We start from the raw sequence: 24,891 nt of genomic DNA on the forward strand, positions 1-24,891 counted from the left end.
GCGGACGGCCCTAGTAGACGACGACCGGCGTGCCCAGCGGCGCGCCCCAGGTGTCCCAGATCCAGTCCATCGCGCTGTTCGACACCCGCACGCACCCGTGCGACGCCGGGAACGCCGGCACCGACGACGAGCCGTGCACCGCGATGCCGCCCGTGAAGAACTTGGGCCGCCACATGTCGCCCAGCTCGAGCTGCGACGAGTACATCCGGTTCTCCTCGCGGTACACCGCGAACGAACCTCGCGGCGTGTACGCCGTGTAGGTGTTGCCCTTCGCCTGGTACGTCTCCCCGTTGCCGGACGACGCGTTGATGACCATCACGACCTGGCCGTTCTCGACCGCCAGCACGAGCTGCCGGTCGATGTCGATCTCGAGCACCTTGCCCGACGACGTCTGCGGCTGCGGCACCACGCCGTCGTCCGCCGCTGCCTGCGTGGCCGGGCCGACCACGCCGTCGCGGTACAGGCCGCCGGCCTTCTGCAGCGCGAAGATCGCCTGCTGCGTCTCGGCGCCGTACGCGTTGTCGACAGAGGTCACGAAGTAGCCGAGGTCCTGCAGCCGCTGCTGCAGCTCGCCGACGCGGTCGCTGACCTCGCCGTACTCGATGTAGTCGGGCTCCTCCGGCTCGTCGTCCTCGTCGTTCGCGCCGTTGCCCTTGCCCTCCGACCGGTCGCCGCCCTGCGACTTACCGTTGCCCTCGTCGGTCTTGTCGTCGTCGGACTCGTTGTCGCCGCCCTCGGCCGCGTCGTCACCCGGGTCCTGGCTCGCGTCGTCCTCGGGCGCGTCCGTACCGCCGTCGCCGTCGCCGCCGCTGTCGGACGGCGACTCGCTCGCCCCGGGCTCCGCGCTCTCGCTGGGTTCAGGGCTCGGCGAGCTCTCCTCGGGCGCGGGCGAGCTTGTCGTCTCCGCCTCCGACGGCGGCTCCTGCCCCGCGCCGCAGCCGGACAGCAGCGTCGCCGTCAGCGCGACCGCGCCCAGCACGCCCATGACCCGCCGACCGGCGGCCCTCGTGCCGGCCTTCCGGGCAGGCCGACCCTGTAGTACCCGCATCGTGACTCCTCCTCGGCCGCACCTTCTGGGGGTGGCACGGCACCGCACCCACGAGACGACGTCGTCCCCCCGCGAGTGTCCTGTATCTCTGACCGACGCGCGGCTGCTCGGAACCGTTGGGCGCGTCGATCGTCACCCAATCGTGACAGTACCGCCGGCGCGGACGGCGTCCAGGGCGTCGGCCGGGTCGGGCGCGGCCAGCCACGCGTCGACGTCGGCTACCAGGCGCGTCTTGGTGGCCGACGACGCCCGGCTCGCCCGGATCGACGACCTCGCCAGCGCGGCGAGCTCGGTGTCCGTGAACCCGTGCGCGGTGCGCGCGATCTCGTACTGGTCCACGAGCCGTGACCCGAACAGCAGGGGGTCGTCGGCGCCGAGCGCGACGAGGGCCCCCGCGTTCACCAGGGTGCGCAGCGGCACCTCACCCGCCTCGCTGTACACCCCGAGGCCGATGTTCGATCCGGGGTTCACCTCGAGGGCGACCCCGCGGTCCACGATCTCCGCGAGGACGCGCTCGTCCTCGGCGGCCCGCACGCCGTGCCCGATCCGGTCGGGGACGAGCTCCCGCATGACCTCGCTGATGTGGTCGGGCCCGAGCAGCTCGCCGCCGTGCGGCACGGCGGCCAGGCCGGCCCGCCGCGCGATGTCGAAGGCGGGCCCGAACTGGGCGGTGTCCCCGCGGCGCTCGTCGTTCGACAGGCCGAAGCCGACCACGTCGCCGACGCCGTCGCCCGCGTACCGGGCGGCCAGCCGCGCGAGCGTGCGCGCGTCGAGCGGGTGCTTCATGCGCGACGCCGCGACGATCACGCCCACCTCGATCCCGTGGGCGGCGCTCGCGGCCTTCGCCGCGTCGATGACGATCTCGACGGCGGGGGTGATCCCGCCCACGAACGGCGCGTACGAGGTGGGGTCGACCTGGATCTCGAGCCGGCCGGAGCCCTCGGCGGCATCGTCGGCAGCCGCCTCGTCGACCAGACGACGCATGTCGGCCTCCGAGCGCACGCACGCACGGGCGGCGTCGTACAGGCGCTGGAAGCGGAACCAGCCGCGCTCGGTGGCCGGCAGGCGGAGGGGGTCGTTGTCGACGAGGGCCTCGGGCAGCCGGACGTTGTACGCGGCTGCCATGTCGACGAGGGTCGGCACCCGCATGGATCCGGTGAAGTGCAGGTGGAGGTGCGCCTTGGGGAGAAGTGCGAGGTCGCGCATCTGCGTAGTCTGGCAAAGCGGTGGTCCGGCGGCAGCCGCGATCGTGATACTCCGCACTACTCACACATCCTGGCGGTTCATCTTTGGTGCGCGTGCGCTCCGCTCCGTATCCTGGGAGGAACATGCCCCAGATAGCCGAAATGACTGATTTGCTCGATGCGCACCAATGGACACCGGTGAACCAGTGAACGAAGAGAACACGGGCGAGGACAACACTGCGGACCTTCCGGTCCACGTCGTCCTCGGCGGCAAGTACGAGCTCGTCGACGTGCTCGGTACTGGGGCTACGTTCACGGTCTACGAGGCGCAGCGGGTGGTGCCCGCGGTGCCGGAGCCTCCGGTTCCCGAGCCTGGGGCGGGGGACGACGGCGGGGCGGCTGATGCCGCTGAGGGCGCTGGCGCGGAGGGTGCTGGTGCTGGAGGCGCCGGTGCCGAGGGTGAAGCGGGCTCGGGCAGCGCCGAGGCGAGCACCGGTGACGACGCGGCTTCCGCCGACGGCGACGCGACTGCTGAGGACGCGGCCGTCGAGGGCACGACGGCCGGGGACTCGACGGTGGAGGACGCGGCCGAGGACGGGTCCGCCACGGGCGCGTCCACCGACGAGGCGCCCGCCGCGGACGTGGACGGCGGCGCCGGCACGGACGCCGTCGAGCCGGGCGATGCGTCCGCTGACGGCGACGCGACGGCGGAAGCCGCAGGGCCCGCGGAACCGGCCGAGCCCGAGATCGATCTCGACCAGCCCCTCGTGGTCAAGGTGCTGCACCCGCACCTGGTGGACGACCAGAACGCGCGCGCCTCGCTGCGCCGCGAGGTCGAGGCGTCGGCGCTGGTGACGCACCCCGGCGTCGTGAAGGTGCTGGACTCGGGCGAGGAGGACGTCGCGGGCGCGAGCGTCCCCTGGACCGTGATGAACCGGATGCCGGGCGTCTCGCTGTCCGACCTCGCCGGCGACAGCGGCCTGCCCTGGCGCGACGCGCTGGCGATCATCGACGGTCTGCTGGAGGGTCTGGCCGCCGTGCACGCGGCGGGTCTGGTGCACCGTGACGTCGCGCCGCGCAACGTGATGGTCGACAAGCGGCCGGACGGCACGTTCGCCGTCGGCCTGCTGGACCTCGGCCTGACCCAGCCCGCCGGCGGGGACGGCGAGGGCGCGACGGTGTCCGGCTCGATCATCGGGATGTCGCCGGAGCAGGCCCGCGGCAAGCCGCTCGACGCGCGCAGCGACATCTACGCCGTCGGTGCGCTCGCGTACTACGCGCTGACCGGGCATGCGCCGTACGAGCGGGGGAACGCCGAGGACGTCCTGCGGGCGCACGTGAACGCGCCGGTGCCCGCCGCGTCGGCCCGCCGTGCCGCCGTCCCGGCGTCGGTGGACCGCCTCGTGTCCCGGGCGATGGCCAAGGACCCGGCGCGCCGGTTCCCCACGGCCGAGGCGATGCGCGGGACGGTGACGATCCTGCTCGGCGGCCCCGCCGGCCGGATGGGCACCAGCGACGAGACCATGCAGCTCGGCGTGGGTGCCGGCGGCACCGAGGTGATCGACCCGGTCGCCGGTTCCGGCACGATGAAGCTGGGCCAGGCCGACGAGAGCGCCGACCGCACCGTGATGGTCGGCGCCGTGGGGGCCGCTGGTGTCGCTGCTGCTGCCGGGGCCGGTGCCGCTGCTGGGGCCGCTGGTGCTGGCGGGGCCGCTGCTGCCGGGGCGGCCGCCGCCGTGCCGCCCCCGGAGGAGCCGCCCGCCGAGAAGAAGTCGTTCTGGCAGGCCATGACGACGGGCCGCGGGCGTGTGTGGACGATCATCGTGTTCGCGCTCCTGGTGTTCGGCGGCGCGGGCCTCGTGATCGCGAACATCCTCGGCAACGACGGCACGCCCGAGGTCACGCCGAGCGTCACCCCGTCGCCGCAGGAGCCGTCGCGGAGCCCGACGCCGTCGTCCACCCCGACCCCGTCCGAGACGGAGGAGGAGTGGACCCCGCTGCCGACGCCTACCCCGACGCCGACTCCGACGCCGACCCCCACTCCTACGCCGACGCCGACCCCCACTCCGACGCCGACGCCTACCCCGACGCCGACGCCCACTCCGACACCGACGGGCGAGCCGACGCCGACCGAGGAGCCGACGGGCGAGCCGACGCCGACCGAGGAGCCGACGGGCGAGCCGACACCAACCGGCGACCCCTCGATCGACCCGACCGCCGGCGGCGGCGCGGGAACGAACGGCGACGCGGGGACCTGATGCACGGGGCTGGCCAGGCACGGGGGCTGGCCAGGCACGGAGCTGATGGTCGGCAAAGTGTCACGTGATCGGCATTCCGGGGTGCCGATCACGTGACATTTTGCCGACCGCAACGGTGGGTACTCCCCCGGCGCCCATCCTGTGGCCAGCGCGGGACCGGTGGGGGGCGGATCAGGGCCCCGGGGCGGGTGGGGCTGGTCAGCCTCCTTGGAGTTGGCAGTTTGCCCCTGTGGTCGGCAGTTTGCCCAGCGAACTCGGCAGTTGGCATCGAGATCGGCCTGGGCCTGTACCGATCTCGATGCCAACTGCCGACGTCACAGAACCGCCGAACCTGAACCAGCCAGGTGCGCGTCTCGAACCAGCCAGGCGCCTGTCTCGCCGGGGTTCAGCACGGGGTCACAGTTCCTTGAGGCGGGTCACAGCTCCTTGAGGCGCTCCTTCAGGGCCATCGCGGCGCGGGCGCGGAGCATCGGCGCCTCGGCCTCCTCGTCCGACTCCGCGGCCGCGACCGTCGCCATGTGGGCGGCGAACCGGGCGTCGGCAGCCGCGAGGACGGCGTCCGGCTCGGTGCGGTACGCCTCGGCGACGTCGTCCAGCGCGCCGTCGTGGAAGGTCACGCCCATCTCTTCGATCGGCAGCACGACGTCGTAGATCGCCGACGCGACCGCCGCCTCGACAAGCGCCGTGATGTCGTTTTCGCCTGAGTTGTTCATGCGGGCAACCTACCGGGAGGGCCCCGGCGGAGTCTCGCAAAGGCGCCGTGCCGAGTTCCGTACCAGGTCAGGGGATCCAGCCACGCTCCTTGGCCACCGTCACTGCCGCCGTCCGGTCGGCGACGCCGAGCTTGGCGAACGCCCGGATGAGGTGCGTCTTGACCGTGGCCTCCGTGATCGACAGCTCCCGCCCGACCTCCGCGTTCGACCGGCCGCGCGCCACCAGCGCGAGCACCTCGGCCTCCCGCGCCGAGGGCCGCTCCGCCGCCGTGCGGACCGAGCTGACCAGGCGCGTCGCCACGCTCGGCGCCAGCACCGTCTCGCCCCGGGCCGCCGCCCGCACGCCCGCGACCAGCACGGCGCGGGGCGTGTCCTTGAGCAGGTACCCAGTCGCCCCGGCCTCGACGGCGCGCAGGATGTCGGCGTCGGTGTCGTAGGTCGTGAGCACCACGACCCGCGGCACAGGACCCGATGCCCCCGCGCCGAGGATCTCCGTGGTCGCCGCGACGCCGTCGAGCACCGGCATCCGCAGGTCCATGAGCACGACGTCGGGCCGCAGCTCCGCCGCCAGCCGCACCGCCTCCTGGCCGTCGGCGGCCTCGCCCACGACGTCGAGGTCGTCCTCGACGCTGAGCATGCCGACCAGCCCGGACCGCACCACCGGATGGTCGTCCACCACCAGCACCCGGATCACCGCCCCACCCCCTGTGACCCGTCCTGTGTCCCGTCCTGCGCGCGGGCGCCTCCGCCGCGGGCGCCTCCGCCGCCGGTGACCCCGGCGCCGCCCACCCCGGCGCTGCCCGCCCCGGCGCTGCTCGTGCTGACATCGCTCGCGCCGACATCGCCCGTGCCCACGTCGCCTCTGGCGTTGTCCGTTCTGGCCTCGCCTGCTTTGACATCGCCTGCTCGGCCTTCGCCTGCTCGGCCTTCGCCTGCTCGGCCTTCATCCGCTCGGGCTTCACCCGATCCGGCCTGATCCGCTCTGGTGTCGCCCTGCCCGGCATCGACCCGCCCGGCATCGACCCGCCCGGCATCGACCCGCCCGTCGTCCACCCCGGCCGGAACCCGCGCACACAACGTCGTGCCGCCGTCCCCGTCCCCCGACCGGACCGTCAGCGTGCCGCCCACCGACCGCACCCGGTCCCGCATCCCGGCCAGCCCGAACCCCTCGGTGACACCCTCGCCGATGCCCCTGCCGTCGTCGGCGACGGTGAGCGTCACCTCGCCGTCGGCCTGCCGCAGCCGCACGACGACGGACTGCGCCCGCGCGTGCCTGCGCACGTTCGCCAGCGCCTCCTGGGCGGACCGCAGCAGCACCACCTCGATCGCCGGCGGGAGCGCCCCGACGTCGTCGGCGCGGAAGTCCACCTCCAGGTCGGACTCCAGGGCGAACCGGTCCGTGAGCCGACGCAGCGCCTGGGGGAGGGAGGCGTCCTGCAGTGCGACGGGCGCGAAGGCGGCCACCAGGGCGCGGGCCTCGGCCAGGTTGTCGCGCGCGGTCTCCTCGACCAGGTGCAGGCGGTCGCGGACGGCGGCGTCGTTGCCGAGCTCGAGGGCCGCCGTGGCGGCCTGCGCCTGCATGACCACGCTCGTGAACCCCTGGGCCAGCGTGTCGTGGATCTCGCGGGCGACGCGCTCGCGCTCCGCCGTCACCCCGGCCTCGTGGTTGGTCCGCGCCAGCTCGGCCTGCGCCGCCTGCAGCTCGCCGAGGAGCCGCGCGTGCTCCTCGGCGCGCCGCATCGCGACGTGGAACCAGAGCCCCAGGCCGATCGCGAATACGAGCGACACCAGCATCTGCGGCACCACCTGGGCCACGACGGCGGCGTCGAACCCGTACCCCGCCGCGATGCCGACCGAGACCGCCACCGTGAGCACCACGCAGCCGACCAGCCCGTCGCGGATCGACTCGAGCAGCATCCAGACCTGCGCGAACGCGATGAACAGCAGGAACGACGCCACACCGCCCTGCGACACGGCCACTCCCGTGCCCAGGACCAGCACCACCAGGTAGGCCACGGCAGGCCGCCGCTCGCGGTTCCGGGCCGCCCGCGCCCCCCACAGCACGTAGGCGACCGCTATCGCGCCCAGCGCCACGTACGCGACCACGAGCTGCGTACCCCGCGTGCCCTGCATCGGCAGCGCGACGGCGGTGAGGGCGACGATCACCCCGAACGCCGCGTCCCACCACCGGACCTGCTGCTCCCACCCGGCGTACAGCCGCGCGACGGCGCGCTCACCCGCCGGCGCGCCGTCCGCCGTCGAGTCAGCCGCTGTGTCCTCCTGACGGCTTCCTCGTGCTCTGCTCCGGGCGGGTGCCTCGTCCCTCGGCTCCCGCCCTACGCTCCGCTCGTCAGCCGTCATCGTGCCGGCGCCACCGGAATGTTCGTGTGCCGACGATCAGCGCCACCACCAGCCATGCCGCCAGTACAGCAGCCGTGGCGCCGGGCTGCCAGGCCCCGGCCGGCTCGGCGACGGCGAAGGTGTCCGGCAGGAACACCGACCGCATGCCCTGCGCTATCCACTTGAGCGGGAACAGGGACGCCAGGTCGAGCATCCAGCCGGGGATCTGGCTCACCGGGAAGAACACGCCGGAGGTGAACTGCAGCACCAGGATCGGCGTGACCACCACGGCGCTCGCGGACCGACCGGAGCGCGGCACGGACGAGTACGCGACGCCGCACACCGCGCCCGTGGCCGTCGCCAGCACGAACACCCAGGCGAAGGTGGCCCAGTGCTCGGCATCGGTGGGCAGCGGGACGTCGAAGGCGAGCGCGGCGACCGCGAGCAGCAGGGCGGTCTGCACGAGCACGGTGACCAGCGACAGGAACACCTTGCCCAGGAAGTACGACGTGGCGGGCAGCGGTGTGGCCCGCAGCCGCTTGAGCGTCCCGTCGTCGCGCTCGACGGCGATCGAGATCGCGAGCGTCTGGTAGGTGGACAGCATGACGCCGGTCGCGACCATGCCGGGCAGGAAGTACTGCGCGAAGCTGACGGTCACACCGTTCGCGGCGATCGGGTCGTCGTCGCCGAAGACCGTCGCGAAGATCGCGAGCATCACGATCGGGTAGGCGAAGCCGAAGATCATCGAGTCGCGCTCGCGCACGAACTGCAGCAGCTCCACGCCGCCCCGCACCAGCCCGAGCCGGAGCGTGCCTGGCAGCCTGCGGACGGTGTCCGCCGCCGTGCCGGTCGCCGTGCTCGTGGTTGCCGTCGTGCTCATCACGCCGCCTCCTTGTCGTCGCGCTCATCGGTCGGGGCCTCGCTGATCAGGGACAGGTACACGTCCTCGAGCGTCGGGCGGGTCACGGACAGGCCGGGCACCTCGCCGTCGGGCCCGGCGTCCGCGATCAGCCGCGCGACGACGGCGGTGGGCCGGTCGGTCCGCTCGGTGCGGCGCACGCCGCCGTCGTCCCATGCGACGACGGGGGTGCGGGCCCCCGGCCCGCCGAGGGTGTCGGGTGTGCCCTCCGCCACCACGACGCCGTCGCGCACGACGACGACGCGGTCGGCGAGCTGGGCGGCCTCGTCGAGGTAGTGGGTGGTCAGCAGGATCGTGGTGCCGTCGTCCCGCAGCCCGGTCACGAGGTCCCAGAAGGAGCGGCGCGCCTGCGGGTCGAACCCGGTGGTGGGTTCGTCCAGGAACAGCAGCTCGGGGCGGCCGACGATCCCGAGTGCCACGTCGAGCCGCCGGCGCTGTCCGCCGGACAGCCCGCGCGTCCGGGTCCGCGCCTTCTGGTCGAGCCCGACGGCGGCGATCACCTCTGCCGGGTCGCGCGGGTCGGGGTAGGCGGCAGCGGTGGACCGTACCTTCTCGGCGACCGTGAGCTCGCTCAGGTCCCGCGAGTCCTGCATGACGACGCCGATGCGCGCCCGCCAGGCGCGGCCGGCCTCCCTCGGGTCCTCGCCGAGCACGGCGACGGAGCCGTCGTCCCGGTCGCGGAACCCCTCCAGGAGCTCGACGGTCGTGGTCTTGCCCGCGCCGTTGGGGCCGAGGATCGCCACGATCTCACCGCGGTGGACGTCGAGGTCCAGGCCTGCGACGGCGTCCTTGAAACCGGTGCGCGCACTGCCGTACCGCTTGCGGAGGCCGCGTACCCGCACGGCCGGGGAGCCGGATGTCTGCATGCCTCCAGCATGGTCCGCGGGCGCTCCGGACGGGACGCCCGTTCGGCTGCATCTGCTGTCCATCGTTCGGTGGACAGGGGCCCACGAGGGGCGTGCCGGGCCGCCGGGAACGAGTTCGACCTACGGCCGTGGGTACCGTACAGTTGTGCCTCGGTGATTCGATGCTCACCTCAAGTGGCGTGCCCCTCCGGGGGCCGTGCGGACATTTGACCAAAGGCATCGGACACAAAGGGTAGTGGCGCAATTGGTAGCGCAGCGGTCTCCAAAACCGCAGGTTGCAGGTTCGAGTCCTGTCTACCCTGCCAGCGTGAACCCCAGCGGGGCCGCGCGCAGCGGGCCCATGTGAGTGGACCCGGAACGGCAGTCCGCGCCGCACGGCGCGCCGGGCCACAGGAGTGGGGTAGCAGTGAGCGACACCGAGGTGATCCAGAGCGCCGCGGAGCGTCCGAGCAAGGGCGGCGGCAACATCTTCGCCCGGATCGCGCTCTTCGTGCGCCAGGTGGTGGCCGAGCTCAAGAAGGTCGTCTCGCCGACGCGCTCCGAGCTCATCACGTACACGACAGTGGTGCTGGTCTTCCTGGTCGTGGTGATGATCTTCGTGGTGGCGCTCGACTACGCCTTCGGCACACTGGCCGGCTGGGTGTTCGGCTGACCGGGTCCTCCCGGACGGCGACCGGCACGGTCGTCGTCGGCCCCGGGCGGGGGCCCGAGCCGGTCCGGGTGCGCCGGACGAGCACATGGGGCACGCTGCGCAGTACTTCGCTGTGACCGTTCTCGCCGGCCGCTGATTGTCCTTCCGCGGCAGTTTCGCGTGACAATGGGCGGACACAGCTCGTAGAAGTACGCACACCCGTGCCGGGGCGCAGCCCCGGCGCACGAAGAGAAAGCAGGTTCGTTCGTGTCCCAGGACTCTCTGGACCAGACGGAGAACGTCTCGCCGTCCGACGGCGACGACGAGGCTGTCGACGCGCCCGTGGACGCCGCGAACGCTGACGTGCCTGTGGACGCCGAGACCCCGTCCGAGACCGACGCCGCCGACGAGACGGTCGACGCCGCCGACGAGCGCCCCGTCGACGCCGACGGCGACGTCATCGTGGACGAGGTCGAGGAGTTCAAGCGAACCCTCCGCAACCAGCTCGGCGACTGGTACGTCATCCACTCGTACGCCGGCTACGAGAAGCGCGTGAAGACCAACCTCGAGAACCGCATCCAGAGCCTGAACATGGAGGACTACATCTTCCAGGTCGAGGTTCCGATGGAAGAGGTCGCCGAGATCAAGAACGCGCAGAAGAAGATCGTGAGCCGGGTCCGTATCCCTGGCTACGTCCTCGTGCGCATGGACCTGACCGACGAGTCGTGGGGCGCCGTGCGGCACACGCCGGGTGTCACGGGCTTCGTCGGGCACACGCACCAGCCGGTGCCGCTGAGCTTCGACGAGATCTACTCGATGCTCGCGCCGTCGATGCTGCCCCAGCAGGCCCAGGCCGGCCAGCAGGCGGCCGCCACGGGTGGCGCCGCCCCGGCCGGTGGCAAGGCCCCGGTCCAGGTCGACTTCGAGGTCGGCGAGTCGGTGACCGTGACGGACGGGCCGTTCGACACGCTGCCCGCCTCGATCTCCGAGATCAACGTCGAGGCCCAGAAGCTCAAGGTCCTCGTCTCCATCTTCGGCCGGGAGACCCCGGTCGAGCTGGGGTTCAACCAGGTCGCCAAGATCTGATCCGTTCGTCCCCAGCACTGCAACCGGGTCATCGCCCACGGCGTCGGCCCATCCAACAAGAAGGTAGAAAAGCATGCCCCCGAAGAAGAAGGTCGCCGGCCTCATCAAGCTCCAGATCCAGGCCGGTGCCGCGACGCCGGCCCCGCCGATCGGCCCCGCGCTGGGTCAGCACGGCGTGAACATCATGGAGTTCTGCAAGGCGTACAACGCGGCGACCGAGTCGCAGCGCGGCAACGTCGTCCCGGTCGAGATCACGGTGTACGAGGACCGCTCGTTCACCTTCATCACCAAGACCCCGCCGGCCGCCGAGCTGATCAAGAAGGCCGCCGGTGTGGCCAAGGGTTCCGCGACCCCGCACACCGTCAAGGTCGCCTCGATCACGAAGGACCAGGTCCGCGAGATCGCCACGACCAAGATGCCGGACCTCAACGCGAACGACATCGAGGCTGCCTCGCTGATCATCGCGGGCACGGCCCGCTCCATGGGCATCACCGTCTCGGAGTGATCCCGCCGTCGTGGGCGCGACAGTGCCCACGACGACCCGACAGACCAAGGTGACCGGCGGACGCCGTCGGACACCGCAGTGGCAGGGCCAACGGGCCCGCTACGACCACAAGGAGAGAAACATGGCAAAGCGCAGCAAGGCGTACCTCGCCGCCGCGGAGAAGATCGACAGCGAGACCCTGTACTCGCCGCTCGAGGCGGTCCGTCTCGCCAAGGACACCGCCACCGTCAAGTACGACGCGACCGTCGAGGTCGCGTTCCGGCTGAGCGTGGACCCGCGCAAGGCGGACCAGATGGTCCGCGGCACCGTCAACCTGCCGCACGGCACCGGTAAGACGGCCAAGGTCATCGTGTTCGCCAACGCGGCCAAGGCGGAGGAGGCCCGCGCGGCCGGTGCCGACGAGGTCGGCGGCGACGACCTGATCGAGAAGGTGGCCGCCGGCTACACCGACTTCGACGCGGCCGTTGCCACGCCGGACCTCATGGGCAAGGTCGGTCGCCTCGGTAAGGTGCTGGGCCCCCGCGGCCTCATGCCGAACCCGAAGACCGGCACCGTGACCATGGACGTCACCAAGGCCGTGTCCGACATCAAGGGCGGCAAGATCGAGTTCCGTGTCGACAAGCACGCGAACCTGCACTTCATCATCGGCAAGGCCTCCTTCACGGAGACCCAGCTCGTGGAGAACTACGCCGCCGCCCTCGACGAGGTCCTGCGCCTCAAGCCGTCGTCCGCGAAGGGTCGCTACATCAGCAAGGCGACCATGACCACGACGATGGGCCCCGGCATCCCGCTGGACCAGAGCAAGACCACCAAGCTGCTGGAGGAGGCCTCGGCCTGAGCCGAGCGCTCCAGAGCGGAGGAAGGCCCGCATCCCTCGGGCAGTTTCTAGGGGTCCTTGCAACATCTGATGGCTTATGTGGTCGTCAGTAGATCACGCAGACGCTCGGCTGGGGTATCCCAGCCGAGCGTTTGTCGTGGTCGGCCGTTGAGTTCCTGGGCGACGTGCTTCAGGTCCTCGCGGCCGTAGGCACGCAGGTTGGTGCCCTTGGGGAAGTACTGCCGCAGCAGCCCGTTGGTGTTCTCGTTGCTGCCGCGCTGCCAGGGCGAGTGCGGGTCGCAGAAGTAGACCGGGACGCCGGTCGCGACGGTGAACTGCTTGTGCGTGGCCATCTCGCAGCCCTGGTCCCAGGTCAGGGAGTTGCGTAGGTGGGCCGGCAGGGTGCCGATCAGGCCGGTCAGGACGTTACGGACCTCTTCGGCGGTGTGCCCGCCGGGTAGGTGCCCGAGCATGACGTACCGGGTGGAGCGTTCCACCAGGGTCACGATGGCCGACTCGCTGCGGGTGCCCACGATCAGGTCACCTTCCCAGTGCCCGGGCACGGCCCTGTCGGCGACCTCGGCGGGACGCTCGGAGATCATCACCATGTCGTCCACGAACCGGGGTGTGCGCTGATCCGGCGACTTGCGCGGCTTGCGGCGGGTGCGCCCGGTACGCAGCGCTGCCGCGACCTCCCGTTTCAGCGCGCCGCGGGCCTGGACGTACAGCGCCTGGTAGATCGTCTCCACGCTCACCCGCATGTCCTGGTCGTCGGGGTGCTCCTTGATCAGAGCGTGGCAGATCTGCTGCGGGGACCACCGCAGCCGCAGTCGCTCGGCCACGAACTCGCGCAGCGGCCCGTCCAACAGCAGCTTGCGTGCCTTGGGGCGAGGCCGCGACGTCGTCCAAGCGCGCTGAGCCCAGTAGGGCCGGTAGATCCCGTCCTGGGACCGGCGATCGATCTCGCGCTTGATCGTCGAGGCCGGCCGTCCCAGCGGAGCCTGTCAACTTCTCTGTGTAAAGGGCCTGGTCAGTAGGTTAGGTAGGGGTTGATGCGCTCGGGGTAGGCGAGCGCGAGCTGGGCCAGGGCCTGCTTCCAGTTCGTGGTGACCTGACCCTCGACGAGCCTGCCGTGGGCCTTGCGCTTGTCGGCCGGCAGGCCGCGTTCCTTGGCCCGGTCGCGGGCGCGTTTGTCCTCGATGTTGCAGATCGCCAGCCACAGCAGCTTGCGCACCGCGTCGTCGGTGGGGAAATGACCGCGGTTCTTGATCACCTTCCGCAGCTGGTAGTTCAGCGACTCGATCGAGTTCGTCGTGTAGATCACCCGGCGCAGCTCGGGCGGGAAGGCCAGGAACGGTGTAAACCTCTCCCACGCCGCCTTCCACGTCGCTACCGCGTGCGGGTACTTCGCCCCGAGCGGCGAGGCCTCGAACGCCGCCAGCTCGGCCTGCGCAGCCTGGTCGTTGGCGGCCGTGTAGATCGGGCGCAGGGCCGCGCTGACGGCCTTGCGATCGGTGTAGGACACGAACCGCATCGCCGCGCGGATCAGATGCACCACGCAGGTCTGGACCACGCTGTCGGGCCAGGTCGCCTCGATCGCCTCGGGGAAGCCCTTGAGGCCGTCGCAGCACACGATCAGCACGTCCCGCACTCCGCGGTTGGCCAGATCGGCACACACCGAGGCCCAGAACTTCGCGCCCTCGGCGTTCTCGATCCAGATACCCAGGACGTGCTTGATGCCGTCCAGGTCCACTCCCACGGCCAGGTGCGCGGCCTTGTTACGCACGTGCGCCCCGTCACGGACCTTGACGATGATCGCGTCGAGGTAGATGACCGGGTAGAACGCCTCCAACGGACGGTTCTGCCAGGCCATGACCTCCTCGCCGATCTCGTCGATGACGTTGCTGATCGTCTCGTGCGACAGCTCGGTCCCGATCGTGGTCGCGAGGTGGTGCTCGATATCGCGGATCGTCATCCCGCCCGCGTAGAGACTGATGATCATCTCGTCCAGCCCGCCCACCCGGCGCGCGCCCTTGGGCACCAGCATCGGGGTGAACGTCCCGTCCCGGTCCCGCGGCACGTCCAGGGCCACGTCCCCGACCTCGGTCGCGACCGTCTTGGGCGTCGTGCCGTTACGCGAGTTCTCGAACAGCTTCGCGTCCGGGTCGCCCTTGTCGTAACCGAGGTGATCGGACAGCTCGACGGCAAGCCCCCGCTCGAGCGCCGCCTTGATCATCGCCGGCAGCATCCCGCCGTCCCCGGTCAGCTTGACCTCGCCCGCATCGATCCGGGAGAACAACCCGTCCAACGCACCCGACGCGACCAGCTCCGCAGCCATCGCCGCCGTAGCGTCCTGCTTCTCGCCCGTCACAGACACACATACTCCTCTCCAAAGGCCCGTGATCAGGCCTTACACAGAGAAGTTGACACCCCCTCCCAGCGCCCGTCCGATCGCCCGCAACGAGGAACCCTCACGACGCATGTCGGCGATCCGTTCCCGTTCGGCCAGGGTCAGGAACCGAGGATGCAGCTCCCGCTCCAGCGAGCCCAGCAAAGCTCGCGACTCGACGATCGTGGTCATGCCAGTGTTGTAGTCCACCCGGCGCCCATCAGGGTAAGTGCGAGATTCCTTCGTCTTGCGGACCCCACGGTCCCAGTCCCTCGCGGTTCGCACGTTCACCCCGACTTGCTGCGCAGCCGGCCGCTGACCCACTCCCGCCGCCCGCAACCGCGCATACTCTGCCCGGCCCGGATGCGGCGGCCGCCCGCCGCCCGCACCCGGTACCCGCACGGACCGCACACCCGCCTGACGCGCCCATCTGTAAGCAGCGCTCCGGCTCACGCCAAGCCGCCGCGCAGCGACAGTGACGCTCTCCACCTGATCAAGCAACTCAAGAAACTGCGCACGCAGACTGCCGGCACCCGACGAAAACGACACGGTCCTCGCAACCCCCAGAAACTCTGGATGTTGCGAGGACCGCTAGAACCCGGCTCGGGGGATGCGGGCCTTCCTGATTTTTCCTCAGCACTTTTGTATCGAACTCGGCGTTCGCCCCTCTTGTCTGGTGAGCGGCATGCTGCCGACGTCGACCGAGGAGAGAGGGGAGTGCCTGATGGGCACCATCTTCTACCTCCCCGGATCCGCGAGCGCGGCCGTAGACTCGGCTGGTCCAAGTGGTCCACGTCCGGTATCGGACCTGGAAACATCCGCCAGCAGAGAATCCCGTGGTGCAATGACAGGATCAAGGGAGGCCCTGCCCGACGTCGACGGGTCCGGTCTCACGCTAGGCGATCGTGCTGCGATCGCACTGACCGAGTACCGCGAGGGCAACCACCAGGCGCTCGGCGAGCTCGTCCGCGAGGCGACGCCGCTGCTGTGGCACACGGTCCGCGCACAGGGGGTCGACCGTGACACGGCAGAGGACGTGGTGCAGAGCACCTGGGTGGCGCTCGTGCGGCACGCGGAGTCGATAGCGGAGCCCAAGGCCGTGCTGAAGTGGCTCCTCGTCACGGCGAAGCGCGCGGCCTGGGAGGCGGTGCGCAAGCACCGTGACGACGAGAAGCGCCGTACGGACCTCCCCGACGACAGCCCGGAGCATCCGATGTCGCTCCCGGCGAGCGATCCGCTGCCGGACGCGGAGGTGCTCCGCGACGAACGCGATCGCATCCTGTGGATGTCGCTCCAGAGACTGCCCAGACGCTGCCAGGAGCTGCTGCGTCTGGTCTCGCTCGCCGACCGGCCGGACTACCGGTACATCTCGGCGGCGATCGGAATGCCGATGGGCTCCATCGGCTCGACCCGCGGCCGCTGCTTGGCGAAGCTGCGCACCATCCTCGACGAGCAGGGGGACTTCTCGTGGGCCTGACGCCAGAACCGAACCAGGACGACGAGGCCGTGGGGGACCTCTCGTTCGACCCGAAGGGCGTGCTGGACGCTGAGGACGGCGCCGTGCTGACGCGCCTCGCCCACGCGGTGGAGGCGGTGGACCCGGTGCCGGACGAGCTCGTCGAGCGCTCGCTGTTCGCCATCACGCTGGCCGGCCTCGAGGCCGACATGATGGAGGCGGCCTACCTCGACGCGCCGCTCGCGGGCGTCCGGGGGGCCGCCGCGGCAGCACGCGCCGACGACACCGCGCCCGCCGAGGCGAAGACGATCACCTTCACGCACGACTCGCTGACCGTCATGATCAGCCTCTCCCCGGCTGCGGGCGGCCGCGTTCGCATAGACGGCTGGGCCGCGCCGGCGGCCGGCCTCTCCGTGGAGTTGCACCGCCCGGGGGTCGACGTCGTCACGGTCGCCTCCGACGAGGACGGCCGGTTCGCGTTCGACTCGGTCGAGCGCGGCCGCGCGAGCCTGGTGGTCCGCCGGACCGACGGCGGCGGCGGGGCCGTGAGCACACCTGTCATCGAACTGTGAACTGCATGAGTTCCTGAACTTCTGACATACGAATCTTGAGACCCGGCCGAGGGGCGCGGCGGGTCTGTCGAGTACGCCTATCGATGGAGAGGTACTGCTGTGAGTGAGCCCATGCCCGAGGGAATGCACGTTCGGGACCACGCCGGAGGATGGCGGCCGGTTCGCGAGGTCGATCCCACGTCGGACAGGCTTCCCGGTGGCGGGCGGGTTGCTCCGACCCGTTACGTGCGTGACCGTGTCATCGTCCGAGGCGATGCCGAAGGGGGCCACAACGCGCTGCTGGACCTGATCACGGCCCGAGCCCGCGAGAACGGTGTGACCGTGACGACGGGGGAGTTCGACCAGGCACCGTCGCGTGGGGTGGCCGACGTTCTTGGCACACGGCCTGACGTCGAGGTCCGGCTCGACGACGTGCGGGACGACTGGGACGCGCTGGGGCTGATGGCAGCCGTCGCGGAGGATGCCGGGGACGACCGCGTGCGGGTGTCGCTGGACCATGTGATAACGGGGCACCGGCAGAACGGCGGGTTCGGAGATCCGAACAAGCGGGTGCCCGCGACCTATCCGGGGTCTGCGCCGATTCGCGCCGCCAATGGGATATCGCCGTTGACGACGTCGGACGGTGTCGATCGGCCCGTCGTCGCGATTCTGGACACTGGAATCGGACAGCACCCCTGGTTCGACGAGCCGGAAACCGTCGTGCTCCGCGACGCCACGCTCGATGGCCGACCCATCGGGACCTATCCCGAGGAGGACATCGACGCAGAACGTCAGGGGCGCCGTGACGGTGAGGCATCGCACCTGGACCCGTACGCGGGCCACGGCACCTTCATCGCCGGAATCGTTCACCAGACGTGCCCCGACGCCGCGCTTCTGCCTGTCCGCGTGTACGGCGGGGATGGCATGTCGTCCGAGTGGGACTTTGCACGCACGGTCGAGCGGCTGCTGGAGTTCCATCTCCGTGGGCTCGCAGGTGTGCCCGGGTACTTCCCTGTCGACGTCGTTGTCATCGCCAGCGGCTACTACTTGGAGCACCCTGAGGACGATGACGACTACGAGGGCATCTATCGTGGTCGGCTCCGGGACCTGCGCCGAGCCGGTGTGCTCGTCGTGGTCTCAGCAGGTAACGACGGCTCCACGCGCAAATCGTTTCCTGCAGGCTGGGCGCCGCTCGTCCGACGGACGAGTGACGGGGTCGCGCCGGCTGATGTGCGCGATATGAATCCGCATTACACACCTCTGCTCGGTGTGACTGCATCGAACCCGGACGGTACGCTGGCCGACTTCAGCAACGACGGTCCGTGGATCGCTGCTGTTCGTCCTGGCGTACAGGTTCTGAGCACGATGCCGACGACATTCGACGGTGCTGCCGAGGGCAAGCGGTCGGCTGACGGTCTGCGGTACGAGGTCGATCCGGATGACTTCACGCACGGATTCGGGACGTGGAGCGGGACTTCGTTCTCGTCGCCGCGCCTTGCCGGAGAGCTCGCGAACCAGATTCTTGCGCGTCGTGCGGGTGGCCAGTCGCCGTCATCGGATGCGCGAGGACGTGTCGACGAGGCCTGGCATGCTGTGCTTGGGGTCGGGGATCTCTATTCGGAGATGCCTGGGGTGCTGACGTAATGGTGTGATCCGGAGGTCGCGGTGAGTGGGACGGGCTTGGACGCGCTCGCGGTGCGGTTCGAGCGTGCCCGCGAGTGGAACGTTCGCGTGAAGCCACGACGCGCACGTCGTGAGTTCCGGACCCTCCTCCGAGACCTCGATCGAGTGCGTGCTGTGGACCTGGCCGAGGCGGACAGGCGGACCTGGGTCTGGCTCATAGCGCGGTCCTGGATGGGACTCGCGCAGGCTGATCTGGCCTGTACCGGAGACCTTTCCGCCGCCCTTGAGCAGCTCGATCGCGCACGTGAAGCCGCGCAACTCCTCGAAGGTGTGGAGCGCCAACGCATCGAGGCCGTGACCGATGGGCAGCACGGGTTGTTCTTGCTCCGAGTCGCGGGTGAGCCAGCAGAGGCAGTACGCCTCTTTGATCGGGTCATTGCTGTGAGCGACTCAGGTGCGCCGCGCGACCTGGCGATGGCGTACCTCAACAGAGGTATTGCCTTGTCAGATCTTGGGGACGTCCACGGGGCACTGGCGGACACGCTCAAGGCTGTTCAGTATGCCGAAGCGACCGGTACTCCGATGCTCGTAGCCTTTGCGCGACACAACTCGGGCTATTACTTGAGCATGCTCGGGGATGCGCCCGCGGCCCTGGCGGAGATGGCCGCCGCGCGCGAGATCGCGCCCGATCAGGATGATGGCATCCCGATGCTGGGTCGTGCCGAGGTGCTGTACGGCGTCGGTCTCCTCGACGAGGCGGAAGCGCTCTTGGGTGAGGCGATCCCGCAACTGTTGGCGGCGGGACGACGCACAGACCACGCCATTGCCGAATACGTCCGCGCTCGTTGTCTCCTCGCGCTCTACCGCTTCGATGAGGCATCAGCACTTGCGGCCAGGGCGCGGGCTCATTTCACGGCCGCTGGCTACGAGCAGTGGGCAGTGTTGTCTCGCGTCCTGGAGTTCGAGGCGGCCCTCGCACCATTCCGTCGTGGAGGTCCTGGAGCACCTCCACTGTCGACGAGCGAGATCCGGCGGTGGGGAAGGCGAGCGCTCACCGCCGCGAGAGATGGGGATGCCGCCGGACCGGTCCTGGGGCAGCACCCGGGTCACGCCGCGCGACTGGTTGCCGCTCAGTGGTTCCTGCTCGCTGGTGACCTAGATGCTGCACGATCTGCACTGCGGGAACTTCCTCGCGGACTTACGAGTGCTCCCTTGACGATGCGGATCCAGCACTACACGGTGCAAGCAGAGTTGGCGTTTGCGGCGAACGACCGTGCGAAGGGGCTCCGCGCAGTGCGGGCAGGTTTGAACCTCCTTGCTGACCATCGAAGCAGGCTCGGTGCCGTGGAGTCGGTTACCGCGGCCGCCGCTCATGGTGTGGAGCTGACTCGCGTTGATGTCGAAGCTGCTGCGCGAACCGGACGGGCCGGAGCGCTGTTCGACGCGTTGGAGCGCGGGCGTGCCACCTTTGCTGGGGTCGGCCGAGTTACGCCGCCTGACGATCCGGAGGCCGCCGCACTCCTCGCCGAGGCACGGGGTCTTCTCGCCAGGGCTCGCGAGCTCCCCGCAGATCAGGCGAAGGAGCGTGAGCAGTTCACACGCCGAGCCCATCGTGCTCAAGACGAGGTTCGGGAACGCTCCTGGCGTCATGCGGGTAATGCGCGGGGCGTGCAGCGCCCGGTCTCGGTGCGTGAGCTCCGCGATGTCTTGGCGCAGCGCGGCCATCGCGCTCCCGTTGTCGCAAACTTCGTGTCAATGAACGGCACGCTCCGCTGTGTTCGCGTCGACCCAACCGGCGTCACCACAGTGGACATCGGCCCGGCGAACGACGTGATCGAACGCGTCCGTCGCCTCACTGCCGACTTCGCCATGGCCGCCAACGACCTGATCCCTGCACCCCTGCGCGCCGCCGCCGGCTCCTCGCTGGAGCGGAACCTCAAGGCGCTCGACAACGTTCTACTCGCCCCGCTGCGGGCTGACGGCGACCTGTACGTCGTGGCCCGCGAGCCTTTGCTCAGCGTGCCGTGGGCGGCGCTACCGTCCCGCAGCGGGCTACGCACCTCGGTCAACTCGCACGTCGGTCGTGGTCGCACGCACGCGCGACCCACCGCCCAGCGGCGGCTGCTGGCGGCAGCCGGCCCAGGCGTGGCGCATGGTGCCAAGGAGGCCCGAGCAGTCGGCCGCCAGTGGCCGGGCGCAACCGTGCTGACCGGCAAGAACGCCGTCACCGAGCAGGTCCGCACGGCGCTCGCCACGCACGACGTCGTGCACCTGGCGACCCACGGCCAGCACGACGCCGACAACCCGCTCTTCGCGAGCATCGACCTCGCGGACGGCCCGCTGTTCGCCCACGAGCTCGACGGCACGCCGCTGCCGGGATCGGTCGTGATCCTGTCCTCGTGCGAGGTCGGCGGTTCCACCCAGGTGCTCGGGGGTGAGCTGCTGGGCTTGACGTCCGTCCTCCTGCGCCTGGGCGCCCGCGCCGTGATCGCGTCGGTCGCCAAGCTCTCCGACGAGCTCGCCGCGCGCGTCATGCCCCGCCTGCACGCGCACCTGCGCGAGACCGACGACCCGGAGGCGGCGCTCGCGGCCGCCCTCACCGACGTGGCGGAGCCGGTACCGCTGGTCTGCTTCAGCTCCGTGGAGGGGCTGGCGGCCACCTGAGCCGCCAGCGACGTCGTCCCGACGGTCCACCGACGTCGTCCCGACGGCCCGGTGACGTCGTCCCGACGGCGTCGCGGCCCAGCCCGCACCAAGCCCCCGACCGCAGAGCCAGCCGGCCACCAAGCCTCCCACCTGCGACGTCGAACCGGACAGTGACATACCGCACCACGCCCCGCTAGTCTTTCCGGCCCGATGCTCCGAGGCACGGGAGAGACGAGGGGCAAAAGACATGTGGCCGGAGCTCGAGGCGGAGCTGTTGGCCGCCCGGGATCTGACCGCCCGGTCGCGGCCGGGCGACGCGCTGCCCCGGTTCCGCGAGGTCTTCGACCGGCTCCGGGTCATCGACCCCGCCGGGCTCGGCCCGGTCGACCACGAGCGCTGGGCCGAGGGCATGGTGCGCTCGCTGATGGGCGAGGCCATCGCGCTCCAGGCGGTCGAGGGCACGCTGGACAAGCCGCTCGCCCTGCTGGACGACGCCGAGGGGCGTGCCGCGACGGCACCCGCTCACGCCAGGGTCGGGCTGGCCACGGTCATCGTCGGGGCGCGTGGTCTGCTGCTGCAGCGTGCGGGCCGGCTCAAGGAGGCGGTGGCGGCCTTCGACGAGGTGCTGGCGAACCCGGCGGTGCTCCCCGCACGCGACCGCGCGACGGCCCTGCTCAACCGGGGTGCCGCCGCCATCGAGCTCGGCCGGCTGGACGCGGCGCTCCGCGACTTCGATGCGTGCCACGACGAGGCGGGGCGCGCCGGGCTGTCGAGCGTCGCGTCGCTCGCCCTGCACAACACCGGGTTCGTGCGGTACGCGCTCGGCGATCTCCCCGGTGCGCTGCAGGCCATGGCCGCCGCCCGCGCCGTCGACCCGGAGCGTGCCGACGGCGTGCTCGACATCGGCCGCGGCGCCGTCTTATACGAAGCAGGTCTGCTCGAGGACGCCGAGCAGGTGCTCACCCAGGCGATCTCCCGCATGGTGGTTCCCGGCCGCGCCCACCACCGCGCGGAGGCGGAGTACTTCCGCGCCCGCTGCCTCATGGCGCTGCACCGCTGGGACGAGGCGCGCGCGAGCGCGGCCTTCGCTCGCCGGTACTACACCGGGATCCGGCACCCGCAGCGCGCGGCGGTCGCCCGCGTGGCGGAGCTCGAGGCGATCCTCCTGCCGATCCGGCGCGGTGAGGCGCCCGTCCCCGACGACGTGCGCCGCCGTGCCGAGCAGGCGCTCGAAGCAGCGGAGGCCGGTGACGAGGTAGACCCGCTCCTGGGGCAGCACCCCGGCCTGACCGCGCGGTTCGTCGCCGCCCAGTGGTATCTCCTGGCCGACGACGTCGATGCGGCACGCGCCGTCGTCGACAACCTTCCGGAGACCATCGCCGACGCTCCGCTGACCACGCGGATCCAGCGGCAGACGGTGCTCGCACAGATCGCCTTCGCGTCGGGGGACCACGACGCAGGGGTGGCCGCCGTCCGTGCCGGACTCGCACTGCTGGCCGACCACCGCATGGGCCTCGGCTCGGTGGAGTCCGTGACCGCCGCCGCGGTGCACGGCGTCGACCTGCAGCGGACGGACGTCGAGGCCGCCGTGCGCCTCGGACATCCCACGGCGCTGTTCGAGGCGCTCGAACGCGGCCGCGCCACGTTCGCCGGGGCGGGCTGGGCCGCCAGGCCGGACGACCCGGCGGTGGGTGCGCTCCTCACGGAGGCGCGCGGGCTCGTCGCCCGGGCGCGGACGCTCACCGACCGGGCGAGCGAGGCCGAGCGCCGCAAGCTGTTCGCCCGCTCCCGCAGGCTCCTGGCCACGGCGCGCGAACGCGCGTGGCACCGCACGGGCGACGACGCGGCCACCGAGGAGCGCGCAGCCACCGTCGCAGAGGTGCGCGACCTGCTCGCCGCTCGCGACGACGGCGCCGTCGTCGCCAACTTCCTCGTGATCGACGGCGTCCTGCGGTGCGTCCGGCTGGACGCGCACGGCGCGCGGACCGTGCACCTCGGGCCGCGGGCCGAGGTCACCGAGCGAGTGCTGCGCATCCGCGCCGACCTCCTCGCGGTGTGCGCCAACGACCTCGTGCCCGCCGAGCTGCGCGCCGTCGCCCGCCGCTCCCTGCACCGCAACCTCGCCGCGCTCGACAGGCTCCTGGCCCTGCCGCTGGAGGCGGACGGCTCCCTGTACGTCGTGGGGCGGGACCCGCTGGTCGGCGTGCCGTGGACCGCGCTCCCGTCCCGCCGCGGCAGGCGCACGACCATGCGCTCGTACATGGCGCGGGGGCGGGCCCACCCCCGCCCGGGGGACGGGCACCGGCTCCTCGCCGCGCACGGCCCCGGCGTGACGCTCGGCGCGAGCGAGGTGCGGGCGGTCGGGGAGGTGTGGTCCGGCGCGACCGTCCTGACCGGTGCGGCCGCCACGACCGCCGCGGTCCGCGAGGCGCTGGCGACCCACGACGTGGTGCACCTGGCGACCCACGGCAGGCACGACGCCGACAACCCGCTGTTCGCCTCGGTCGACCTGGCCGACGGCCCGCTGTTCGCCCACGAGCTCGACGGCATGCGCTTGCCCGGGTCGGTGATCATCCTGTCGGCATGCGAGGTGGGCGGCTCGTCCCCGGTGGTCGGCGGTGAGGTGCTCGGCCTGACGGCGGTGCTCCTGCGGCTCGGCGCCCGCGCCGTCGTCGCCGCCGTCGGACCGCTCTCCGACGCCGTGGCCGCGCGGGTGATGCCGCGGTTCCACGCCCACCTGCGGGCCACGGACGACCCGGAGGCGGCGCTGGCCGCCGCACTCGCGGACGAGCCGGAGCCGGTGCCGCTGGTGTGCTTCGGGTCGCTGGAGGGGCTGGAGCGCTGAGCGTCCGGTCGGCGTCGGGACTGGGCCTGGTGCGGCGGGTGCCCCCGGGGCGGCGGCCTACGGTGGGTGCTCCCAGGCGGTGCGCCCCCGGTGTCCTCCAGGCGGCGGCCCGCGCTGTGTGGTGGAGCCAACGCTCCCCGGTGTGCCCGGCGTCCCGGGGATCGTGTAATCTTGTCGTGTAACCCAAGACCGCCGGTCGTCCGACGCTGCCCGCTTGAAAGAGCACAGGGCGGAAGAAGACCGAAGTCCCGCACAGAGCGGGGGCCTGCGCAGGTGACGAACTCGAGCGTGGCCTTGCCGCGCGAACCGAGCCCCGTGCGCCTGCGCCGGGGCTCTTTCTCGTTCCGGGGCGAAGCCCGAGGCTCATGCCCCAGGGAGCCGGTGGTACCACCACCGGAAGGATTGCCATGGCGAGGCCGGACAAGGCAGCCGCCGTCGCGGAGATCGCGGACAAGTTCCGTGACTCCAGCGCGGCCGTGCTGACCGAGTACCGCGGGCTCACCGTCGCGCAGCTCAAGGAGCTGCGTCGGTCGCTCAGCGGCAACGCAACCTACGCCGTGGTGAAGAACACGCTGACGGGGATCGCGGCCAAGGAGGCCGGTGTCGAGGGTCTCGACGCCGACCTGAAGGGCCCGTCCGCCATCGCATTCGTGACCGGTGACCCGGTCGAGGCTGCGAAGGGACTGCGTGACTTCGCCAAGGCGAACCCTGCTCTGGTCATCAAGGGCGGCGTGCTCGACGGCCGCCCGATGTCCAGCGCAGAGATCACGAAGCTCGCGGACCTCGAGTCCCGCGAGGTTCTGCTGGCCAAGGTGGCCGGCGGTCTGAAGGCCACGCTGACGCGTGCCGCGTACGCCTTCTCCGCCAAGCCCGCCCAGGTCGCCCGCGCTATCGATGCCCTGCGTCAGAAGCAGGAATCGGAGGGCGCTGCCGCCTGACCAGGTGGCCGCGCTAGAACACAACCCCTGCTTCTGGTGGGCCGCGAGCGGCCCGCGAAGCGCAAACCGAAAGGAA

19 protein-coding genes, 1 tRNA gene and 3 pseudogenes are annotated in these 24,891 nt (G+C 71.2%); 12 read left to right on the plus strand and 11 right to left on the minus strand.

Annotated features, from left to right (window positions below; translation table 11 throughout):
- Positions 1–10: 10 nt before the first annotated feature.
- Positions 11–1,048 (minus strand): L,D-transpeptidase family protein, encoded by a 1,038-nt coding sequence (locus tag AC0QU1_RS03585; RefSeq protein ID WP_483574391.1) that lies wholly within the window; start codon positions 1,046–1,048, stop codon positions 11–13.
- A 132-nt stretch (positions 1,049–1,180) separates the two neighbouring features.
- Positions 1,181–2,254 carry an adenosine deaminase gene (locus tag AC0QU1_RS03590; RefSeq protein WP_483574393.1) on the minus strand — a complete coding sequence of 358 codons (1,074 nt, stop codon included), beginning with the start codon at positions 2,252–2,254 and terminating at the stop codon, positions 1,181–1,183.
- Between the two features lie 184 nt (positions 2,255–2,438).
- Between AC0QU1_RS03590 and AC0QU1_RS03595 the strand changes: the two genes are divergently transcribed.
- Entirely contained in the window at positions 2,439–4,490 is a 2,052-nt protein-coding gene (locus tag AC0QU1_RS03595) for a serine/threonine-protein kinase (protein WP_483574395.1), read from the plus strand.
- A 416-nt stretch (positions 4,491–4,906) separates the two neighbouring features.
- Here AC0QU1_RS03595 and AC0QU1_RS03600 read toward each other — a convergent pair whose 3' ends face one another.
- The 5 genes from AC0QU1_RS03600 to AC0QU1_RS03620 form a co-directional block, all read right to left on the minus strand.
- A complete protein-coding gene (locus AC0QU1_RS03600; RefSeq protein WP_483574397.1) occupies positions 4,907–5,203 on the minus strand; it encodes a hypothetical protein in 297 nt (98 codons plus the stop codon).
- 67 nt (positions 5,204–5,270) lie between these two features.
- The gene (locus AC0QU1_RS03605) at positions 5,271–5,897 is read right to left on the minus strand and encodes a response regulator (protein WP_483574398.1); all 627 of its coding nucleotides are present in this window, start codon (positions 5,895–5,897) and stop codon (positions 5,271–5,273) included.
- Positions 5,894–7,564: a sensor histidine kinase gene (locus AC0QU1_RS03610; protein WP_483574399.1), complete on the minus strand. Its 1,671-nt coding sequence runs from the start codon at positions 7,562–7,564 to the stop codon at positions 5,894–5,896. Before AC0QU1_RS03610 ends, AC0QU1_RS03605 begins: the two co-directional genes overlap by 4 nt.
- Positions 7,554–8,423, minus strand: coding sequence for an ABC transporter permease (locus AC0QU1_RS03615; protein ID WP_483574401.1), 870 nt, complete (start codon positions 8,421–8,423; stop codon positions 7,554–7,556). The genes AC0QU1_RS03610 and AC0QU1_RS03615 overlap by 11 nt, the downstream gene beginning before the upstream one ends.
- Positions 8,423–9,328 carry an ABC transporter ATP-binding protein gene (locus AC0QU1_RS03620; RefSeq protein WP_483574402.1) on the minus strand — a complete coding sequence of 302 codons (906 nt, stop codon included), beginning with the start codon at positions 9,326–9,328 and terminating at the stop codon, positions 8,423–8,425. The genes AC0QU1_RS03615 and AC0QU1_RS03620 overlap by 1 nt, the downstream gene beginning before the upstream one ends.
- A gap of 229 nt (positions 9,329–9,557) precedes the next feature.
- Here AC0QU1_RS03620 and AC0QU1_RS03625 point away from each other — a divergent pair.
- The 5 genes from AC0QU1_RS03625 (at position 9,558) to rplA (ending at position 12,388) form a co-directional block, all read left to right on the plus strand.
- Positions 9,558–9,633: transfer RNA gene (locus AC0QU1_RS03625), tRNA-Trp, on the plus strand.
- Between the two features lie 101 nt (positions 9,634–9,734).
- Positions 9,735–9,980 carry a preprotein translocase subunit SecE gene (gene secE / locus AC0QU1_RS03630; protein ID WP_483574403.1) on the plus strand — a complete coding sequence of 82 codons (246 nt, stop codon included), beginning with the start codon at positions 9,735–9,737 and terminating at the stop codon, positions 9,978–9,980.
- 246 nt (positions 9,981–10,226) lie between these two features.
- Entirely contained in the window at positions 10,227–11,045 is an 819-nt protein-coding gene (gene nusG / locus AC0QU1_RS03635) for a transcription termination/antitermination protein NusG (RefSeq protein WP_483574405.1), read from the plus strand.
- A gap of 73 nt (positions 11,046–11,118) precedes the next feature.
- The gene (rplK, locus tag AC0QU1_RS03640; RefSeq protein ID WP_171103620.1) at positions 11,119–11,550 is read left to right on the plus strand and encodes a 50S ribosomal protein L11; all 432 of its coding nucleotides are present in this window, start codon (positions 11,119–11,121) and stop codon (positions 11,548–11,550) included.
- 121 nt (positions 11,551–11,671) lie between these two features.
- A complete protein-coding gene (gene rplA, locus AC0QU1_RS03645; RefSeq protein WP_483574407.1) occupies positions 11,672–12,388 on the plus strand; it encodes a 50S ribosomal protein L1 in 717 nt (238 codons plus the stop codon).
- A gap of 74 nt (positions 12,389–12,462) precedes the next feature.
- Here the strand turns inward: rplA and AC0QU1_RS03650 are convergent.
- From AC0QU1_RS03650 to AC0QU1_RS03665, 4 genes and pseudogenes are all read right to left on the minus strand, one after another.
- A pseudogene (locus AC0QU1_RS03650) lies at positions 12,463–13,362 on the minus strand (IS30 family transposase); the annotation flags it as partial.
- Positions 13,363–13,397: 35 nt separating this feature from the next.
- Entirely contained in the window at positions 13,398–14,705 is a 1,308-nt protein-coding gene (locus AC0QU1_RS03655) for an IS256 family transposase (protein WP_483576624.1), read from the minus strand.
- A gap of 96 nt (positions 14,706–14,801) precedes the next feature.
- A pseudogene (locus AC0QU1_RS03660) lies at positions 14,802–15,080 on the minus strand (helix-turn-helix domain-containing protein); the annotation flags it as partial.
- 144 nt (positions 15,081–15,224) lie between these two features.
- Positions 15,225–15,305: pseudogene (locus AC0QU1_RS03665) on the minus strand (hypothetical protein); the annotation flags it as partial.
- A gap of 295 nt (positions 15,306–15,600) precedes the next feature.
- Between AC0QU1_RS03665 and AC0QU1_RS03670 the strand changes: the two are divergent.
- From AC0QU1_RS03670 to rplJ, 6 genes are all read left to right on the plus strand, one after another.
- Positions 15,601–16,233 carry an RNA polymerase sigma factor gene (locus AC0QU1_RS03670; protein WP_483574408.1) on the plus strand — a complete coding sequence of 211 codons (633 nt, stop codon included), beginning with the start codon at positions 15,601–15,603 and terminating at the stop codon, positions 16,231–16,233.
- Complete coding sequence (locus AC0QU1_RS03675; protein ID WP_483574410.1) at positions 16,224–16,784, plus strand: hypothetical protein; 561 nt, start codon at positions 16,224–16,226, stop codon at positions 16,782–16,784. Before AC0QU1_RS03670 ends, AC0QU1_RS03675 begins: the two co-directional genes overlap by 10 nt.
- 99 nt (positions 16,785–16,883) lie before the next feature.
- Complete coding sequence (locus AC0QU1_RS03680) at positions 16,884–18,407, plus strand: S8 family peptidase (protein ID WP_483574412.1); 1,524 nt, start codon at positions 16,884–16,886, stop codon at positions 18,405–18,407.
- 153 nt (positions 18,408–18,560) lie between these two features.
- A complete protein-coding gene (locus AC0QU1_RS03685; protein WP_483574414.1) occupies positions 18,561–21,050 on the plus strand; it encodes a CHAT domain-containing protein in 2,490 nt (829 codons plus the stop codon).
- Positions 21,051–21,279: 229 nt separating this feature from the next.
- A complete protein-coding gene (locus AC0QU1_RS03690; RefSeq protein WP_483574415.1) occupies positions 21,280–23,877 on the plus strand; it encodes a CHAT domain-containing protein in 2,598 nt (865 codons plus the stop codon).
- A gap of 407 nt (positions 23,878–24,284) precedes the next feature.
- On the plus strand, positions 24,285–24,815 hold the full coding sequence (gene rplJ / locus AC0QU1_RS03695; RefSeq protein WP_483574417.1) for a 50S ribosomal protein L10: 531 nt from the start codon (positions 24,285–24,287) through the stop codon (positions 24,813–24,815).
- Positions 24,816–24,891 lie beyond the last annotated feature (76 nt).

The sequence above is a fragment of the Promicromonospora noduliphila genome (assembly GCF_056951025.1).

Excerpts from the sequence above, each read along its gene's own strand:
- AC0QU1_RS03585 (WP_483574391.1), bottom strand. The coding sequence starts at position 1,048 with ATGCGGGTACTACAGGGTCGGCCTGCCCGGAAGGCCGGCACGAGGGCC.
- AC0QU1_RS03590 (WP_483574393.1), bottom strand. The coding sequence starts at position 2,254 with ATGCGCGACCTCGCACTTCTCCCCAAGGCGCACCTCCACCTGCACTTC.
- AC0QU1_RS03600 (WP_483574397.1), bottom strand. The coding sequence starts at position 5,203 with ATGAACAACTCAGGCGAAAACGACATCACGGCGCTTGTCGAGGCGGCG.
- AC0QU1_RS03610 (WP_483574399.1), bottom strand. The coding sequence starts at position 7,564 with ATGACGGCTGACGAGCGGAGCGTAGGGCGGGAGCCGAGGGACGAGGCA.
- AC0QU1_RS03615 (WP_483574401.1), bottom strand. The coding sequence starts at position 8,423 with ATGAGCACGACGGCAACCACGAGCACGGCGACCGGCACGGCGGCGGAC.
- AC0QU1_RS03620 (WP_483574402.1), bottom strand. The coding sequence starts at position 9,328 with ATGCAGACATCCGGCTCCCCGGCCGTGCGGGTACGCGGCCTCCGCAAG.
- rplK (WP_171103620.1), top strand. The coding sequence starts at position 11,119 with ATGCCCCCGAAGAAGAAGGTCGCCGGCCTCATCAAGCTCCAGATCCAG.
- rplA (WP_483574407.1), top strand. The coding sequence starts at position 11,672 with ATGGCAAAGCGCAGCAAGGCGTACCTCGCCGCCGCGGAGAAGATCGAC.
- AC0QU1_RS03655 (WP_483576624.1), bottom strand. The coding sequence starts at position 14,705 with ATGGCTGCGGAGCTGGTCGCGTCGGGTGCGTTGGACGGGTTGTTCTCC.
- AC0QU1_RS03670 (WP_483574408.1), top strand. The coding sequence starts at position 15,601 with ATGACAGGATCAAGGGAGGCCCTGCCCGACGTCGACGGGTCCGGTCTC.
- AC0QU1_RS03690 (WP_483574415.1), top strand. The coding sequence starts at position 21,280 with ATGTGGCCGGAGCTCGAGGCGGAGCTGTTGGCCGCCCGGGATCTGACC.
- rplJ (WP_483574417.1), top strand. The coding sequence starts at position 24,285 with ATGGCGAGGCCGGACAAGGCAGCCGCCGTCGCGGAGATCGCGGACAAG.